Source organism: Paracoccus sp. TD-10, assembly GCF_048270675.1.
Taxonomy (GTDB): Bacteria; Pseudomonadota; Alphaproteobacteria; order Rhodobacterales; family Rhodobacteraceae; genus Paracoccus; species Paracoccus pantotrophus.
This window is the reverse complement of sequence record NZ_CP182418.1, coordinates 1,542,501-1,557,756: the sequence shown is the minus strand read 5'-3', so window position 1 is coordinate 1,557,756 and position 15,256 is coordinate 1,542,501. Positions and strand designations below refer to the sequence as shown.

The following is a 15,256-nucleotide window of genomic DNA, read 5'->3' as shown; positions in this document are numbered from 1 at the left end:
GTGATAGCCGTCCAGGCGGTCGCGCACCGCGGCCCGCCCTTGCCGTTGCCGGGACGGGTACGAACCGCCCGCCGGGTCAGCCGTTCCGGCGCAGCACCTGCCCGGCAAGATAAAGCGAGCCGCAGATCAGGATGCGCGCGCCGGGCTGGTCTGCGGCGATGCGGCTGACGGCCGCCAGCGTATCCGGGGCGGTGCCGGCCGCAAGCCCTACCGAGGCTGCGGCCGCGGCAGTATCCTCGGCTGGCAGGGTGTTCGGTTCGCCGGGAATCGCCACGGCGGTCAGGCTTTGCGCGACGCCGGCCAGCGGCCGCATGTAGCCTGCGACATCCTTGGTGTTCAGCATGCCGCAGACGAGATGCACCGGCCGGCGGGGCAGGGCGGCCAGCGTCGCCGCCACCGCCTCGCCACCGGCCGGGTTGTGGCCGCCGTCAAGCCACAATTCGCAGGCCCCCGCCGCCTCGACCAGCGGGCCATGGTTCAGGCGCTGCATGCGCGCGGGCCATTCGACCTCGGTCACTGCGGCGCGGGCCTCGATGCGGCCGAAGCCCAGCTCGCGCAGCGCGGCGATGGCGGTGCCGGCATTCACGATCTGATGCGGGCCGGGCAGGACGGGCAGGGGCAGGTCCATCAGCCCGTGTTCGTCCTGGTAGACCAGGCTGTCGCCCTCGCGCCGGCTGTCCCAGTCCTGCCGGCCGATGCGCAGCGGCGCGAACAGCCGCTCGGCCTTCTGCTCGATCACCTCGCGGGCGACGGCCTCTTGCGGGGCGACGATGCAGGGCACGCGGCGTTTCATGATCCCGGCCTTTTCGCCGGCGATCTCGGCCAGCGTCTCGCCCAGGTATTGCGTATGGTCGATGCTGATGGGGGTGATGACGGTCAGGGCCGGCGCCTCGATCACATTGGTCGCGTCCAGCCGGCCGCCCAGGCCCACTTCCAGCAGCGTGTAATCCGCCGGCGTGCGCGAGAAGGCCAGGAAGGCCGCCGCGGTGGTGATCTCGAAGAAGGTGATCGGCGCGCCGGCGTTCGCGGCCTCGCATTCCTCGAGCGCCGCGGCCAGTTCGGCTTCCGAGATCAGCTCTCCGGCCAGCCGGATGCGTTCGTGGAACTGCGCCAGATGCGGTGAGGTATAGGCATGGACGCGCTTGCCGGCCGATTCCAGCCCGGCGCGGATCATCGCCTGGGTCGAGCCCTTGCCGTTGGTGCCGGCGATATGAACCACCGGCGGGATGCGGCGTTCCGGGTTGCCGAGTGCGGCCAGGATGCGGTGCATCCGGTCCAGCGACAGGTCGATGACCTTGGGATGCAGCTGCATGAGCCGCGCGAGAATGGCGTCGGAGGAGGTCATCGCGATGTCGTCCGGCCTAGGCGGATGGGCTGTCGGCCGGGGTCTCGGCGCGCGGGGCGGCGATGGTGCCGGGTGCGGGCAGGTCGCCCACCACCGGCGCGGGCAGGCCGCCCAGCATGCGCAGGATCGAGACCAGTTCCTCGCGCAGCTTCTTGCGATGCGTCACCCGGTCCAGCATGCCGTGTTCCAGCAGGTATTCGGCGCGCTGGAAGCCCTCGGGCAGCTTTTCGCGGATGGTCTGCTCGATCACGCGCGGGCCGGCGAAGCAGATCAGCGCGTTCGGCTCGGAAATCTGGATGTCGCCCAGCATGGCATAGCTGGCGGTGACGCCGCCGGTGGTCGGATGGGTCAGCACGACGATATAGGGCAGCTTCGCCTCTTTCAGCATCTGCACGGCGACGGTGGTGCGCGGCATCTGCATCAGCGACAGGATGCCCTCCTGCATGCGCGCGCCGCCGGCGGCCGAGAACAGCACCAGGGGCCGCTTCAGCTTCACCGCGCGTTCGGCCGCGGCGATGATGGCGTTGCCGACATACATGCCCATCGAGCCGCCCATGAAGGAAAAATCCTGCGCGGCGGCGACGATGGGGGTGCGGCCGATCTCGCCCTCGGCGACCAGCATCGCCTCTTTCTCGCCGGTGGATTTCTGCGCGGCCTTCATGCGGTCGGGGTACTTCTTCTGGTCGCGGAAGCCCAGCGGGTCGGCGACCGGCTCGGGCACCTTGACCTCGACGAAGACGCCGCCGTCGAACAGCGCGGCAAAGCGGCTGCGCGGGCTGATCGCCAGGTGATGGTCGCAATTCGTGCAGACGTTCAGGTTGTCCGACAATTCGCGGTGGAACAGCATGGTCCCGCATTCCGGGCATTTGGTCCACAGGTTCTCGGGCACTTCGCGGCGCGAGAACAGCGAATTGATGCGCGGACGGACATAATTGGTGATCCAGTTCATCGGCGGCCCCCTGCGCTGCGTTCAGGGGCTCAGATATGCAAAGCGGTGCCGAATTGCAATTCCGCGCTGTCCGGGCTTTCATGGCGGCATGTGGACCGAAGCCCTTGTGTTCATGCATTACGCAGCTGCGCTGGCCGTTTCGGTGCGCGTGCTGCTGCGCCCGCGGCTTGAGCCGACGGTCCGGCTGTCCTGGATCCTGGTGATCGAACTGGTGCCGCTGGTCGGCATCCTGGCCTATGTGCTGTTCGGCGAGATCCGCATGCGCGGCGCCGAGGTCGAGACCATGGCCAATGTCCGCTCGCGCCTGTCGGGCCTGTGGCAGCCCAGCCCCGAGGAACTGAAGGTGCTGCCCGATTTCGCCGAGCCGGTCATCAAGGCGAATCACGCCACGACCGGCTTTGCCGCCGTGGCCGGCAACCGCGCCGCGCTGCTGCCCGAGGACGACAGCGCCATCGCCGCGCTGGTCGAGGCGATCGACGGCGCGAACGAACATGTCCACATGCTGTTCTATATCTGGCTCGACGATGCCTCGGGCCGGGCCGTGGCCGAGGCGGCGATCCGCGCCGCGGGGCGTGGCGTCAAGGTGCGGGCGATCATCGACGCCTTCGGCTCGCGCGCCTTCGGCCGCTCGGATGCCTGGGCGCAGATGAAGGCGGCGGGGGTCGAATGCGTCGAGGCACTGCCGCTGAGCATCCCGGTGATCGGCGGCCTCTTTCAGCGTATGGACCTGCGCAATCACCGCAAGATCGTGGTGATCGACCATGTGCTGGGCTTTACCGGCAGCCGCAACTGCTCGGACCGGGCCTTTGCCGTCAAACCGCGCTATGCGCCCTGGATCGATGTTTTCCTGGCCATCGAGGGGCCGGTGGTGCGGCAGATGCAGGCGGTCTTCCTGCAGGACTGGATGAGCTATACCGGCGAAGACCTGGGCGAGATGCTGCGCATGACCCGCCCCGTCACCGCGCCGGGCGAGGTGGCGCAGGTCGTCGCTACCGGCCCGGACGAGCGCCAGGGCTCGCTGTCGGATTGCATGGTGACGATGATCCATGCCGCGCGCGAGCGGCTGGTGATCACCACGCCCTATTACGTGCCCGACGCCTCGCTCGATTCGGCGATCCGCACCGCGGCGCGGCGGGGCGTGGACGTGACCGTGATCCTGCCCGAGCGCAATGATTCGCTGGTGGTGCAGGCCACCTCCGAAGGGTTCTATTACGGGCTGGTCTCGGCCGGGGTGAGGCTGATGCTGTTCAGGGACGGCCTGCTGCATTCCAAGATCATCACCGTGGACGGGCGCATGGCGATGCTGGGCAGCGCCAACATGGACCGTCGCAGCTTCGAGCTGAACTACGAGATGAACATGCTGTTCCTGGGCGGCGATGTCACCGAGCGGCTGGATGAACGCCAGCAGGGCTATATCGACCGCGCCCGCCCGATCCACCTGGACGAGATCCGCGGCTGGTCGATCCGGCGGCGGCTGCGCAACAACCTTCTGGCGCTGGCGGCGCCGATCCTGTGACGGAGGAAGCGATGACGGACCGCAGCAAGGACAAGATCGTGGAGGGCGCGCCGGCGCTGTTGCCGGACGAATTGCGCAGGGCGCTGGCCGACCTGCCCGACTGGCGCCTGGCCGAGGACGGCAAGTCGATCTGCCGCGAATGGCGCTTCAAGAACTTCAGGCGGGCGGCGCAGCTGGCCAACCTGGCCGCCTGGCAGGCCGAGGCAGCCGGGCACCATCCCGACATCGCCTTTGGCTGGGGCCATGCCCGCGTCACCTATGCCACCCATTCGGCCGGCGGCGTGACGATGAACGACCTGATCATGGCCGCCCGGCTGGATACCGCCCTGGGCTAGGCACGAGCGCCAGCCCCTTGCTCCGCGGGCGGGCTGGGCCTATCCAGAATCCAGCCGGAGGATGCAGCCATGAAGAACAGCCGTTTCGACAAGTCGACCCTGCCCAGTCGCCATGTGACCGAAGGGCCGGCCCGCGCGCCGCATCGCAGCTATTTCTATGCCATGGGCATCTCGGAGGAAGAGATCCATTCCCCCTGGGTCGGCGTGGCGACCTGCTGGAACGAGGCCGCGCCCTGCAACATCGCGCTGGCCCGCCAGGCACAATCGGTCAAGCAGGGCGTCAAGAAGGGCGGCGGCTGCCCGCGCGAGTTCACCACCATCACCGTCACCGACGGCATTGCCATGGGGCATGAGGGGATGCGCTCGAGCCTGGCCTCGCGCGATGCCATCGCCGACACGGTCGAGCTGACCATGCGCGGGCATTGCTATGACGCGCTGGTCGGGCTTGCCGGCTGCGACAAGTCGTTGCCGGGCATGATGATGGCCATGGTGCGGCTGAACGTGCCCAGCGTCTTCATCTATGGTGGCTCGATCCTGCCGGGCAAGCTCAACGGCCGCGACGTGGTGGTGCAGGACGTGTTCGAGGCGGTGGGCCAGCACGCGGCCGGCAACATGTCCGATGCCGAGCTGGAGATCCTGGAGCGCGTGGCCTGCCCCTCGGCCGGGGCCTGCGGCGGGCAATATACCGCCAACACCATGGCCTGCGTCAGCGAGGCCATCGGGCTGGCGCTGATGAACAGCTCGGGTGCGCCGGCGCCCTATGAATCGCGCGACCAATACGGGCTGGCCTCGGGCGAGGCGGTGATGGCCCTGATCGAAAAGAACATCCGCGCCCGCGACGTGGTGACGCGCAAGTCGCTGGAAAACGCGGCGCGGGTGGTGGCTTGCACCGGCGGCTCCACCAATGCCGGGCTGCACCTGCCCGCCATCGCGCATGAGGCGGGAATCCCCTTCGACCTGTTCGACGTCTGCGACATCTTTCGCGACACGCCCTATTTCGTGAACCTGCGCCCCGGCGGCGAATACGTCGCCAAGGATCTGTTCGAGGCCGGCGGCGTGCCGGTGGTCATGCGCGAGCTGCGCCGCGCCGGGCTGATCCACGAGGATTGCCTGACTGCCTCGGGCCGCAGCATCGGCGAGGAGCTGGATCTGGTGGACCGCGACATCGACGGCAAGGTCATCCATCCGGTGACGGCGCCGCTGTCCAGGACCGGCGGCGTGGTCGGGCTGCGCGGCAACCTGGCACCCGACGGCGCCATCGTGAAGGTCGCGGGCATGGCGCCCGAACACCAGGTCTTTACCGGCCCCGCCCGCGTCTTCGAATGCGAGGAAGAGGCGTTCGAGGCCGTCACCCGCCGCGATTACAGCGAGGGCTGCGTGATCGTCATCCGCAACGAGGGCCCGGCCGGCGGCCCCGGCATGCGCGAGATGCTGGCGACCACCGCGGCGCTTTCGGGGCAGGGCATGGGCAAGAAGGTGGCGCTGATCACCGACGGGCGGTTTTCGGGTGCGACGCGCGGCTTCTGCGTCGGCCATGTCGGCCCCGAGGCGGCGCATGGCGGCCCCATCGCCCTGCTCTGCGACGGCGACATGATCACCATCGACGCGATCCGGGGCGAGATCTCCGTGGCGCTGAGCGACGAGGAGCTGGCGCGGCGCCGTGCCGCATGGGCCGGGCCGCGCAAGACGGATTATGCCTCGGGCGCGCTGTGGAAATACGCCCAGCTGGTCGGCAAGGCCCGCTACGGCGCCGTGACCCATCCGGGTGCGGCCGCCGAAACCCACGTCTACATGGATCAGTAACAGGCGGACGCATGGCAATACGCCCTGGTAAATGGTTTGAACGCAAGACCCGGGAACGGGCGGCACGGCAATGGACGGCGCTGGCCGGAAGGGTCGAGAGGCTGCACCCCGCCCGCCTGAGCCGTCTGCGCGACGAGGCGCGGGAATTGCGTGGCAGCCTCGATCGTTTCCTGATCGGCGCCGATCGCCACGCGTCGCGTTCGCGCGCGGCGCTGGACGCGCTGCACCTGCCCGGCGGCACCGACTGGCGCTGGCGCCCCGGCTTCATGGCCGGGCAGGTCTCGCCCCGCGGGCTGGCCGGGCCCGAGAGCGGGGATCGGCTGGGCGAGGGGGCGGCGGTCTGGCACGACTGCCCCGAAAGCGCGCTGATCCTGCAACAGCTGGCCAATGACGGCGCGACCGACCTGTCGCCCTTTGGCATGCGGCTCGAGGTGTTCGGCTTTGCCGGCAGTTTCCTGTCGCTGTCCATCGACCTGCCCGAAAGCGCGTTGCAGGGTCTGACCCGCAGCCATATCCTGCGGCTGGAAACCGGTATCTTCGCCGAGCGCGCGCTGGGGGTTTATGCGCGGCTCAACATCGGCCATGGCCCGAACACCGACCAGGCCACGCTGCAATTGCGCCGCTTCGAGGCAGGCCATTACAGTCGGCAGGTGACCGAGTTCGACCTTGCCTATATTCCGATGAACGAAAAGCGGCTGGAAAAGATCTGGCTGGACCTGATCTTCGAGGCGCCGCGCATGAACGCGGTCGAGATCCGCGAGCTGTTCTTCTCGCGCCATCTGCGAGCCCAGTTCTGACCCGATGCTGACCAAGGATGTTTTTAATGAGTGAATTTGAATCCCTGGGGCTGAAAAGCGGGATCTGGCAGGGGGTGATCCACCGTGACGCCCAGCCGGGCCGGCTGGTGCTGGTGCATATGGGCAGCCGCGTGGCCGAAGCCCGCCTGGCCGCCGAAGCCCCCGGCCGCTGGCGCGTCGCCGCCGCGATCCCGGCCGAGCGGCTGTCGGAGGGCGCGCAAAGCTTCCTTCTGCTCGAGGATGGGGGCGCCGAGGGCGAGCCGCCCCGGCCCGGTGCCCGCCGCCTGGCCAGCCTGACGCTGGTTGCGGGCGAGATCCTGGACGGCGACCTGCATGCCGAGCTGAGCCTGATGCGCAGCGAACTGGAACTGCTCAAGAAAGAGCTGCGCCGGCTGGCAGCCGAGCCGGCCTGAAGGCCGCGCGCGGTCCTTGTCCCTTCAATCCTTGCTCCAATAGCCGTAGCCGCCCAGCTCGGCGAATCCCAGCCGGTCATAGACGGCGCGGGCGCCGGTATTGGCGCGGCCGACCGCCAGCGCCAGCCGGGTGGCGCCCTGCGCCTCGGCCCAGGCCGCCGCCGTGCGGATCAGCCAGCCCGCCACGCCCTGCCGGCGCAGGGCGGGCACCACCTCGATGGCATGGATCATGGCGACCGGCCCGTCCAGCGCCACGAAGGCCGCGCCGGCCGCCCGGTCCTGCACCCGTCCCAGCAGCGCCGTCTTGGGCAGGGCCACCCGCTCCATCACCGCCTGGCGGGCGGCCGAGACATTGCCGTCGTTCCAGATGTCACGCTGCATGGCCAGCGGCGGCCAGATCGCAAAGGCGGTCAGCGGCGGGACGGGCAGGGCGGTCAGCCGGGCGCAGTCGGCGGCCAGGATCGCGGTCGGCGTGCCATGGCGAAAGCCCTGCGCCGCCAGGGCCAGCGCCAGCGCCGTATCGTCATCGGCGACGCGGAACATCGGCCGTTCGTTCCAGCCGCGCTGGATGGCTTCGGCCCGGGCGATATCGGCCTCGGTCCAGCCCGGCCGCGCGGCGCGGGCCGAGCTGACGCGACCGCCGCCGCCCCGGCCGCGGCCGACCAGGAAGCCGCCGGCCGGCGCATATTCGGCGGCGGGCCAGGTGGTCTCGAAGGCGCGGGCCAGGTCGGGATCGGCGATCACAGCGCCAGCCTTTCGCGCAGCAGGGTCATGGCATCGGTGACGCGCCTGCCGTCCAGCCCGCGGATCACCAGGCTGGTGCCATAGCGCTGCCCGCTCTGGAAGGGATAGGAGCCCAGCGACAGGTCCGGGAAGGCATCGGCCACGGCGCGCAGCTCGTCGGCCACGTCGGATTCCGGGCGCAGCACCTCCAGCGCCTCGCTGACCGAGGGGCGGCCGGTTGGCAGCTTGTCCACGATGGCCTCGACCATGGCGCGGAACACCTCGGGCACCCCGGCCATGACATAGGTATTGCCGATATGGAAACCGGGCGCGGCGGAATGGGCATTCGGGATCAGTGCCGCGCCAAGCGGGATGCGGGCCATGCGCAGGCGGTTGCCGGTCACTTCGACGCCGCGCGCCTGCCAGCGCTCGACCATGACGCGGCGGGCTTCCTCGTTGATCTCGATACCCACGCCGAAAGCCGCGGCCACGGCATCGGCGGTGATGTCGTCATGCGTCGGCCCGATGCCTCCGCTAGTGAACAGCATGTCCCAGGCGCCGCCCAGCGATTTGTCCAGCACCTTGATCGAGGCGACGATCTGGTCGTGGTCGTCGCCGACGATGCGCACCTCGCGCAGGTCGACGCCGATGCTGTTCAAGACCTGCGACAGGTAATGGGCATTGCCCTCGCGCGTGCGCCCCGAAAGGATCTCGTCCCCGATGACGAGGATGGCGGCGGTGGGATTGTCGGATTGCATCGGCGCGTTCCTCTGGCGATCTGCTGCGGTCCGCAAATGTATAGGTCCGCGCGAGGGGCTGGAACAAGTGGCGCCATGGGACTATCTGTGGAGGCGGACCAGCAGGACGACGCCAAGGGGACGCCATGAACGACGCACGCCAGACCCGCGAGGGGATCCGCATCCACGAGCCGCAGGACTTCCAGGGCATGCGGGCGGCCGGGCTGATCGCGGCGCAGATCCTGGACGAGGTCGGCCCCTTGGTGCAACCCGGCGCCACCACCGGCGCCTTAGACGATTTCATCCGGGGCCGGGTCGGGGAACTGGGGGCCACCAGCGCCACCATCGGCTATCGCGGCTACCAGCATGCCAGCTGCATCAGCGTGAACCATGTCGTCTGCCACGGCATTCCTGGCGACAAGATCCTGGCCGACGGCGACATCCTGAACATCGACGTGACCGTGATCGTGGACGGCTGGTTCGGCGACAGCTCGCGCATGTATGTGGCGGGCAAGCCCAGCGTCAAGGCGCGGCGGCTGATCCAGGTCACCCATGACGCGCTGATGCGCGGCATCGAGGCCGTCCGCCCCGGCGCCACCTTCGGCGACATCGGCTGGGCGATCCAGTCCTATGTGGAATCGAACCGCATGTCGGTGGTGCGCGACTTCTGCGGCCACGGCCTGGGCCGCAGCTTCCATGCGCCCCCGAACGTCCTGCATTTCGGCCGCCCCGGCAAGGGCCCGGTGCTGGAGGAGGGCATGTTCTTCACCATCGAGCCCATGGTGAACCTGGGCCGCCCCGAGACCAAGATTCTGGCCGACGACTGGACGGCGGTGACCCGCGACAAGTCGCTCTCGGCCCAGTTCGAGCATTCGATCGGCGTCACCGCGGATGGCTGCGAGATCTTCACGCCGTCGCCCAAGGGCCTGTTCTTCCCCGATCTGGGCTGAGTCCCCGGCCCGGCTTCTTCGTTCCGGAAATACCCATGCGACCGCGCAACCGTCGCTGCCGCATGGGTATTTGTGAAACGGAGAAACCGCAGGCCATCGCCCAAGGGCCGGGCCGGCGCCCGTTTCGCCGTTTGGCAGATACCCAAGCAGCGCCGCCCGCCGGCGCGGCATCAATGCTTGCGAATCGTCTCGCCTGGCATGATGGTTGGGGCCAGCGCGATGATGCCTTTTTCGGGCCGCGGCTCCTTGCCGGCGACGATGCGGGCCGCGCGCCGGCCGATATCGATGCGACGGGCATCGGTGGTGGTCAGCCGCATCGGCAGCCCGTCCAGCAGTTCGACGCCGTTGAATCCGGCAAGCCCCAGCCGGCCGGGAATGTCATAGCCCTTCTCCATGCACCACAGAAGCCCGCCGGCCCCGATCATGTCATTGGAGAAATACAGGAAATCCAGCTCCGGTTCGCGTGTCAGGATGCGCTCGGTCATCTCGCGCCCCTTCAGCAGCGACGAGCCGCCCTGGTAATATTCCCGCGCGGCCAGTTGCACGCCGTGCTCGCCCAGCCGCTCTTCGAAGCCGGCCAGCCGCTTGCGCGCCCGGTGGTCCTCCGGCATGTGGGTGCCGATGAAGCCGATGCGGCGATAGCCGGCGGCCAGGATCTCGTCGGCCATCTCGGCCCCGGCCCGGCGGTGCGAGATGCCGACGGCAGTATCGATCGGCGTGCCGTCCACATCCATGATCTCGACCACCGGCAGGCCGGCATTGTCCAGCATCGCCCGCGCCGCCCGGCTGTGCTCCAGCCCGGCCAGGATCACCCCCGAGGGGCGCCAGCTCAGCATGTCGTAAAGCACCGTGTCCTCGCGAGAGGGGCTGTAATTCGTTACCCCCACCACCGGTTGCAGCCCGGTATCGTCCAGCTCGGCCGAGATCCCGCCCAGCACGTCGGGAAAAACCATGTTCGATAGTGACGGGATGACCACCGCGACCAGGTTCACGCGCTGGCTGGCCAGGCCGCCGGCGATCTTGTTGGGGACATAGCCCAGCGTGCGGGCGGCGGTCAGCACCTTCTCGCGCGTGGCGGCCGAGACATCGCCGCGGTTTCGCAGCACGCGGCTGACAGTCATCTCGGACACGCCCGATGCTTCGGACACATCGCGCAGGGTCAGCGGGCGGCGGGGTCTTTTCGTGTTCATCGCAATTACCGAGACGCAATCATGTTACCGTTATCTTTTCCGTCCGGCCGCGGCAAGCTTGCCATTTTCGCAGCCAGGGGGCAAAAGGGGTCCTAGGCGGCCCCGTGGCTCAACTGGATAGAGCAGCCCCCTCCTAAGGGGCAGGTTGCAGGTTCAAGTCCTGCCGGGGTCACCAGAAAATCCTACAAATGCTGGGGAAATCGACACCGCAACCCCTGCGGCGGACGATGCCATGCAGAAAAATGCAGGCGATTGTGCGGAACGTACGCCGAACGCCCGTACAAATCCCGTACACGACGAGGCAGGGTGTTCCGGTGATGTTCGGGAAATAGAAACCCCCGGTGCGCTGGTAGGCGCTACCGAGGGCAAAGAGAAAGCGGATAAGCTTCACGGGGAAGGCTATCCGACCCGCTTGCGCGCCGCAAGCGCCATTCCTTTGATTGGCCCATGGAACCGCCGCCGCTGGGATTGGCTGGATGCGGTCCTGGATGCGCCGCACTTGTCCGACCGGGCGAAGGTGATGGCCGCAAAGCTGGTAACGAAAGCCGCGAGCAACGCTTCCGGGCGGTGCTTCTGGTCGAATGCGCAGTTTGCCGCGCGGCTGCACTATAGCCTGTCGAAGGTGAAGCGAGGTTTCGGCGAACTGGAGGAGGCAGAGTTTCTGGTTGTGGAGGGCGGGCAAGGCAAGAGCCTGCGTAAATTTCACTTCCTGATGCCTCTGTCTGCCCCGCCGCAACCGCATGACTTTGATTGCGACGGCCCGCCGGACGAGGACGCTACCGCCTTCGTGCCGCCCCCGGCGCCTGCCCGCAGCGTGTCCGTCAGCCATCATCGGCAGACGGTTCCGAGGGCGTCGGCCACCCCGCTGCGGACCATCGCCGGCCAGCCTGATACGACCCTTGACAGTGCGGATGAGCGGGAGGTGCCCAGCCTCGAAACGGCCACGCCCGATCACAGCGAAAGGGTCAAATCTGACCCCATCAAAACCCGCAGCGAACCGCGTCGAAAGGGTCACTTTGCAGCGTCGAAAGGGTCAGATGTGACCCCTTCTTATATTATTCCAAAGAAATTCCAAAACACGCGCGAGCGCGCCCGCGAGGCCGAGCCGCAAACGCGCCCTGCGTCCGGCGCCCATGGTGCCCCCCGGAAACCGAGGCTGAACCTCGTCAGCGTGGCGCACCACGGCAGCGACCGCGAAGCGGCATGGAATAGCTGGCTTGGGAAAAACGGCTTCCCGGACCTCTCCGCGCTTCGGATCAGGTCCAGCGATAAGCAGGGCGCCGGATGGGAAATCCCCTACCGCTATCCGCCGACCGAACATAACGCGTTCGAAATCCGAACCGCTCGCGCTTGGGCGGAATGGGCGACCGCAACCATGGAGACCAGAAATGGTTAAGAAACACACCAACCTCGCCCCGGAAGGCCCCGGCTGGTTCAAAGAACGCAAGTCGCAGTTCGAGGACGGGTATTTCCCTGCGCCCTGTGCGCATATTGATTGGCAGGACACGTTCACCCGATCCGGCAGCGTCTCGGAGGCGGCGAAGGTAGTGGGCACGCTGGTCGCCATCTTCGGCGCTGGCCGGACCCCCGAAGCCGCAGCGACGGCAGGCAGCGAGTGCCGCATGACGCTGGACGAAATCGCCAAGGGTTCCAGCTTGAGCCTCACGACCACCCAAGCGATCCTGACCGAGATGCTGGAAGCGGGCTGGCTTGCGCAGCGTCCCAGCCACGTGGACGGCGCGCCCGTGCTGGTTTTGTGGTTGCCTACCCTCAAGGCCATCGCCCCCGAGATGCTGGGACCGCAAGAGCGTTGCGCGGCGCTTACGATCGGCTGCGCCTTGGGTGAACTCGCCCGCCCGGATGGCCCGGATAAGTTGCCCGCGCCGGCCGTGTTGATCGGTGCGCTGGTCGCTGTCGCTTCGGCCATTGCGGCGGATCACGGCCCGGCCGAGGCGGCGCGCAGCCTGCGCGACCTGGCCGCGCTGATCGAGCACGGACCGTCCGCCTGGTCCGAACTGCCCCCGACCGATGCGGGCGATGGGTTCGAGGCGGAGGCCGAAGCGGCGCACGGGGCGGGCATCGACCCGGCGGCGGGTCCTTCCGCGGACTGACCGTATACGGGTGGCGAAGGCGCGAAGCATCAGGCGGTGCAAGATTTTACAAGGGCTTGAAGTAACAATCTGAAAAGGAAAGGGAAAATGAGGATCGTGACCGAGCTTGACCTTGCAGGCGATGGGCCGGTGCATCGCATCGACGGGCCGGGCTTGTGCGATCTTCTAGGGATTTCTCCGGCCATGCTGACCGAGTTGAAACGCCGGGGCATCGCCAAGCATCTCGGCCGCGATGCCTGGGACCTGGCGGTGACGGTTCAGGGATATTGCGCTCACCTGCGCGGCACCGCCAGCGGCCGCGGTGACGAAGCTGCAGTGCTGAACCTGACCGGCGAGCGGGCGAGATTGGCCCGCTTGCAAGCTGACGCGCAGGATTTGAAGAACGCCGCCCTTCGCCGCGAACTGGTTCCGGCGGTCGAGGTGGCCCGCGAATGGGGCGAGGCGCTGCGGGCGATTCGCGCGCGGGTGCTGGCGATCCCGTCGCGGGTCCGTTCGGCCCTTCCGCATCTGACCCCGGCCGATGTGGCGGCGCTGGATCGGGAAACCCGCGCCGCCCTGGATGATCTGGCCGATAATGCAGGGGCCGACGATGCCGCTTGACCGGATCACGGAAATCCGCCGCGAGGCTATGCAGGCTCTGCGCCCGCCGCCCAAGCTGCGCCTTTCCGACTGGATCGAGGCCAATGTGAGGTTGCCCGAAGGCGTATCTGCCCAGCCCGGCCCGGTGCGTCTCTGGCCGTTCCAGCGCGAGATCGCCGACGCCATCGGGGATCCGTTCATCGAGCGGGTGACGCTGGTCAAGCCGGTGCGCGTGGGCTTCGGTGCCTCTGCTGATTTTCGACCACCACACGCCCGTCATTTCGATCAACCTGGAACGGGACGGGCAGCGGTTGGTCAATGGTTTCGCCGCATACATGGTTCGCGATCATGGCGGACCGGCTGCGGACGCTGCCCTGCGCAAGTTTGACCGGGAATGCCGGGACATCGCAGCGGATCGACCCGCGACCAGCTCGGGGTGGTGGAAGCCGCCGAACTGCGTCCCGAAGGCCTCTGGGTGCGGATGAAGTTCCGCAGCAACGATGCTGCGCGGGCGGTGCTGGCCGACATTGCCGAGGGCACCCTGCGCGGCCTGTCGATCGGCTATTCCGTCCGCCGCTGGTCCGAGGGCCGCGAAAGCGGCCGGCGTGTCCGCAAAGCCCTGCAATGGTCGCCGGTTGAGGTGTCCATTGTTCCCGTTCCCGCCGATCCCGGCGCCCATTTTCGCAACGGAGAAACCCCCATGCCCGAGACGGCCGAAACCACCACGACCACCACCCAGGCCGGCGGCGAAACCGTCACCCGCGCCGCGATCAATGCCGAAATCCGCACCATCGCGGAAACCGCCGGCCTGACCCGTGCCTGGGCGGATGCCCAGATCGACGCCGAGGCCTCGGCCGAGGATGCCCGCGCCGCGGCCTTTACCGAAATGCGCAAGCGCGCCGAGGCCACGACCACCCGCACCACGCGCGCCGAGGTCGGTTTCTCGCACGACGATCCGACCGTAATCGCCACCCGCGCCGGCGAGGCGCTCTATGCCCGCAGCCATCCCGAGCATCAGCTTTCCGAGGCTGCGCGGCCTTATCGCAGCTGGTTCCGGGTCGGCTGATGGCTGTCCCGGCCGAGGAGCTGACCACCCTGCGCGATGCCCTGATCCGGGCGCGCGCAAGCGGGGTGCGCGTGACCCTCTATGAAGGGAAGCGCATCGAATATGCGACCGATGCCGAAATGGCCGCGGCCATTGCCGATCTGGATCGGCGGATCGCACAGGCGACCGGCCCGAGGCGGGGCGGCGCCGTCACCTTCACCACCAGCAAGGGGGTTTGACCCATGAAAAACTTCATCGAAAGCGGCGACGCGCTGACCATTCCGGCCCCTGCGGCCGTCTCCTCGGGCGGCGTGGTGGTCGCGGGGCAGCTGATCGGCGTGGCCGTCAGCGATGCCGCCAGCGGCGCGGACGTGGCCGTGCAGACGCGCGGCGTGTTCGATCTGCCCAAAGAGGCCGCGCTGGCGATCACTCTGGGCGCCGCCGTCTATTGGGACGCCACGGCGGGCGTCGTGACCACCACCGCCACTGACAACACGCCGCTGGGCTACGCCACCGCCGCCGCGCTGGCCTCGGCCGCCACGGTGCGGGTGCGGATCGGATAACCGGGCGGCGGGTTTCCCGCCGCCTCTTCGCTTCTGGATGGGTGATATGAGGGACCCCCGGCTGACCGGCTCGCAAATCCTGGACACAGGGAAAACGCCCGGGCAATGGGTCGAGATACTGGCGCGCCGTGGGCTTTCCGTATCGGAGCGGACGCTGCGCGAAAAGGCGAATCGTCTAGGGGCTTGCTGCAAGCTGGGCG

At 68.2% G+C, this 15,256-nt stretch carries 18 protein-coding genes and 1 tRNA gene; 14 read left to right on the top strand and 5 right to left on the bottom strand.

The window, feature by feature from the left end:
- Positions 1-76: 76 nt before the first annotated feature.
- Both ACNKFW_RS07715 and accD read right to left on the bottom strand, forming a co-directional pair.
- Entirely contained in the window at positions 77-1,345 is a 1,269-nt protein-coding gene (locus ACNKFW_RS07715) for a bifunctional folylpolyglutamate synthase/dihydrofolate synthase (protein ID WP_114669493.1), read from the bottom strand.
- A gap of 16 nt (positions 1,346-1,361) precedes the next feature.
- Complete coding sequence (gene accD, locus ACNKFW_RS07710; protein ID WP_024845591.1) at positions 1,362-2,294, bottom strand: acetyl-CoA carboxylase, carboxyltransferase subunit beta; 933 nt, start codon at positions 2,292-2,294, stop codon at positions 1,362-1,364.
- 112 nt (positions 2,295-2,406) lie between these two features.
- Between accD and cls the strand changes: the two genes are divergently transcribed.
- The 5 genes from cls to ACNKFW_RS07685 all read left to right on the top strand — a co-directional run bounded on the left by cls (position 2,407) and on the right by ACNKFW_RS07685 (position 7,158).
- Complete coding sequence (cls, locus tag ACNKFW_RS07705) at positions 2,407-3,810, top strand: cardiolipin synthase (protein WP_231493251.1); 1,404 nt, start codon at positions 2,407-2,409, stop codon at positions 3,808-3,810.
- An 11-nt stretch (positions 3,811-3,821) separates the two neighbouring features.
- Positions 3,822-4,145 carry a 4a-hydroxytetrahydrobiopterin dehydratase gene (locus ACNKFW_RS07700; protein WP_024845593.1) on the top strand — a complete coding sequence of 108 codons (324 nt, stop codon included), beginning with the start codon at positions 3,822-3,824 and terminating at the stop codon, positions 4,143-4,145.
- Between the two features lie 69 nt (positions 4,146-4,214).
- Entirely contained in the window at positions 4,215-5,948 is a 1,734-nt protein-coding gene (gene ilvD, locus ACNKFW_RS07695; RefSeq protein ID WP_024845594.1) for a dihydroxy-acid dehydratase, read from the top strand.
- Between the two features lie 11 nt (positions 5,949-5,959).
- Positions 5,960-6,745: a DUF6478 family protein gene (locus tag ACNKFW_RS07690; protein ID WP_024845595.1), complete on the top strand. Its 786-nt coding sequence runs from the start codon at positions 5,960-5,962 to the stop codon at positions 6,743-6,745.
- A 26-nt stretch (positions 6,746-6,771) separates the two neighbouring features.
- Positions 6,772-7,158, top strand: coding sequence for a hypothetical protein (locus ACNKFW_RS07685; protein ID WP_024845596.1), 387 nt, complete (start codon positions 6,772-6,774; stop codon positions 7,156-7,158).
- Positions 7,159-7,182: 24 nt separating this feature from the next.
- Here the strand turns inward: ACNKFW_RS07685 and ACNKFW_RS07680 are convergent, their stop codons facing one another.
- Entirely contained in the window at positions 7,183-7,902 is a 720-nt protein-coding gene (locus ACNKFW_RS07680) for a GNAT family N-acetyltransferase (protein ID WP_114669496.1), read from the bottom strand.
- Positions 7,899-8,639 carry a competence/damage-inducible protein A gene (locus tag ACNKFW_RS07675; protein ID WP_147428089.1) on the bottom strand — a complete coding sequence of 247 codons (741 nt, stop codon included), beginning with the start codon at positions 8,637-8,639 and terminating at the stop codon, positions 7,899-7,901. Before ACNKFW_RS07675 ends, ACNKFW_RS07680 begins: the two co-directional genes overlap by 4 nt.
- A gap of 125 nt (positions 8,640-8,764) precedes the next feature.
- Here ACNKFW_RS07675 and map point away from each other — a divergent pair, with 125 nt between their 5' ends.
- A complete protein-coding gene (gene map / locus ACNKFW_RS07670) occupies positions 8,765-9,568 on the top strand; it encodes a type I methionyl aminopeptidase (protein WP_024845599.1) in 804 nt (267 codons plus the stop codon).
- Between the two features lie 170 nt (positions 9,569-9,738).
- Here the strand turns inward: map and ACNKFW_RS07665 are convergent, their stop codons facing one another.
- Positions 9,739-10,758: a LacI family DNA-binding transcriptional regulator gene (locus tag ACNKFW_RS07665; RefSeq protein ID WP_024845600.1), complete on the bottom strand. Its 1,020-nt coding sequence runs from the start codon at positions 10,756-10,758 to the stop codon at positions 9,739-9,741.
- 98 nt (positions 10,759-10,856) lie between these two features.
- Between ACNKFW_RS07665 and ACNKFW_RS07660 the strand changes: the two genes are divergently transcribed.
- From ACNKFW_RS07660 to ACNKFW_RS07625, 8 genes are all read left to right on the top strand, one after another.
- Positions 10,857-10,933: transfer RNA gene (locus ACNKFW_RS07660), tRNA-Arg, on the top strand.
- Positions 10,934-10,990: 57 nt separating this feature from the next.
- Positions 10,991-12,154, top strand: a complete 1,164-nt coding sequence (locus ACNKFW_RS07655) for a hypothetical protein (RefSeq protein WP_147428088.1) — start codon at positions 10,991-10,993, stop codon at positions 12,152-12,154.
- Positions 12,147-12,869 carry a hypothetical protein gene (locus tag ACNKFW_RS07650; RefSeq protein WP_147428087.1) on the top strand — a complete coding sequence of 241 codons (723 nt, stop codon included), beginning with the start codon at positions 12,147-12,149 and terminating at the stop codon, positions 12,867-12,869. Before ACNKFW_RS07655 ends, ACNKFW_RS07650 begins: the two co-directional genes overlap by 8 nt.
- Positions 12,870-12,956: 87 nt before the next feature.
- Positions 12,957-13,469: a DNA packaging protein gene (locus ACNKFW_RS07645; protein WP_147428086.1), complete on the top strand. Its 513-nt coding sequence runs from the start codon at positions 12,957-12,959 to the stop codon at positions 13,467-13,469.
- Positions 13,459-13,836 (top strand): phage terminase large subunit family protein, encoded by a 378-nt coding sequence (locus tag ACNKFW_RS07640; protein ID WP_244314580.1) that lies wholly within the window; start codon positions 13,459-13,461, stop codon positions 13,834-13,836. The genes ACNKFW_RS07645 and ACNKFW_RS07640 overlap by 11 nt, the downstream gene beginning before the upstream one ends.
- Positions 13,837-13,842: 6 nt before the next feature.
- Positions 13,843-14,514, top strand: a complete 672-nt coding sequence (locus ACNKFW_RS07635) for an HK97 family phage prohead protease (RefSeq protein WP_418024109.1) — start codon at positions 13,843-13,845, stop codon at positions 14,512-14,514.
- Entirely contained in the window at positions 14,514-14,732 is a 219-nt protein-coding gene (locus ACNKFW_RS07630) for a phage head-tail joining protein (protein WP_147428084.1), read from the top strand. Before ACNKFW_RS07635 ends, ACNKFW_RS07630 begins: the two co-directional genes overlap by 1 nt.
- A 3-nt stretch (positions 14,733-14,735) precedes the next feature.
- Positions 14,736-15,056 (top strand): DUF2190 family protein, encoded by a 321-nt coding sequence (locus tag ACNKFW_RS07625; RefSeq protein ID WP_147428083.1) that lies wholly within the window; start codon positions 14,736-14,738, stop codon positions 15,054-15,056.
- Positions 15,057-15,256: the final 200 nt, after the last annotated feature.

What these genes read in the sequence shown, in the direction of transcription:
- ACNKFW_RS07685 (WP_024845596.1), top strand. Translation starts at nt 6,772, where the DNA reads ATGAGTGAATTTGAATCCCTGGGGCTGAAAAGCGGGATCTGGCAGGGG.
- ACNKFW_RS07700 (WP_024845593.1), top strand. Translation starts at nt 3,822, where the DNA reads ATGACGGACCGCAGCAAGGACAAGATCGTGGAGGGCGCGCCGGCGCTG.
- ACNKFW_RS07675 (WP_147428089.1), bottom strand. Translation starts at nt 8,639, where the DNA reads ATGCAATCCGACAATCCCACCGCCGCCATCCTCGTCATCGGGGACGAG.
- ACNKFW_RS07650 (WP_147428087.1), top strand. Translation starts at nt 12,147, where the DNA reads ATGGTTAAGAAACACACCAACCTCGCCCCGGAAGGCCCCGGCTGGTTC.
- accD (WP_024845591.1), bottom strand. Translation starts at nt 2,294, where the DNA reads ATGAACTGGATCACCAATTATGTCCGTCCGCGCATCAATTCGCTGTTC.
- ACNKFW_RS07635 (WP_418024109.1), top strand. Translation starts at nt 13,843, where the DNA reads ATGCCGGGACATCGCAGCGGATCGACCCGCGACCAGCTCGGGGTGGTG.
- cls (WP_231493251.1), top strand. Translation starts at nt 2,407, where the DNA reads ATGCATTACGCAGCTGCGCTGGCCGTTTCGGTGCGCGTGCTGCTGCGC.
- ACNKFW_RS07655 (WP_147428088.1), top strand. Translation starts at nt 10,991, where the DNA reads ATGCAGAAAAATGCAGGCGATTGTGCGGAACGTACGCCGAACGCCCGT.
- ACNKFW_RS07645 (WP_147428086.1), top strand. Translation starts at nt 12,957, where the DNA reads ATGAGGATCGTGACCGAGCTTGACCTTGCAGGCGATGGGCCGGTGCAT.
- map (WP_024845599.1), top strand. Translation starts at nt 8,765, where the DNA reads ATGAACGACGCACGCCAGACCCGCGAGGGGATCCGCATCCACGAGCCG.
- ACNKFW_RS07630 (WP_147428084.1), top strand. Translation starts at nt 14,514, where the DNA reads ATGGCTGTCCCGGCCGAGGAGCTGACCACCCTGCGCGATGCCCTGATC.
- ACNKFW_RS07665 (WP_024845600.1), bottom strand. Translation starts at nt 10,758, where the DNA reads ATGAACACGAAAAGACCCCGCCGCCCGCTGACCCTGCGCGATGTGTCC.
- ACNKFW_RS07640 (WP_244314580.1), top strand. Translation starts at nt 13,459, where the DNA reads ATGCCGCTTGACCGGATCACGGAAATCCGCCGCGAGGCTATGCAGGCT.
- ilvD (WP_024845594.1), top strand. Translation starts at nt 4,215, where the DNA reads ATGAAGAACAGCCGTTTCGACAAGTCGACCCTGCCCAGTCGCCATGTG.
- ACNKFW_RS07690 (WP_024845595.1), top strand. Translation starts at nt 5,960, where the DNA reads ATGGCAATACGCCCTGGTAAATGGTTTGAACGCAAGACCCGGGAACGG.
- ACNKFW_RS07625 (WP_147428083.1), top strand. Translation starts at nt 14,736, where the DNA reads ATGAAAAACTTCATCGAAAGCGGCGACGCGCTGACCATTCCGGCCCCT.
- ACNKFW_RS07715 (WP_114669493.1), bottom strand. Translation starts at nt 1,345, where the DNA reads ATGACCTCCTCCGACGCCATTCTCGCGCGGCTCATGCAGCTGCATCCC.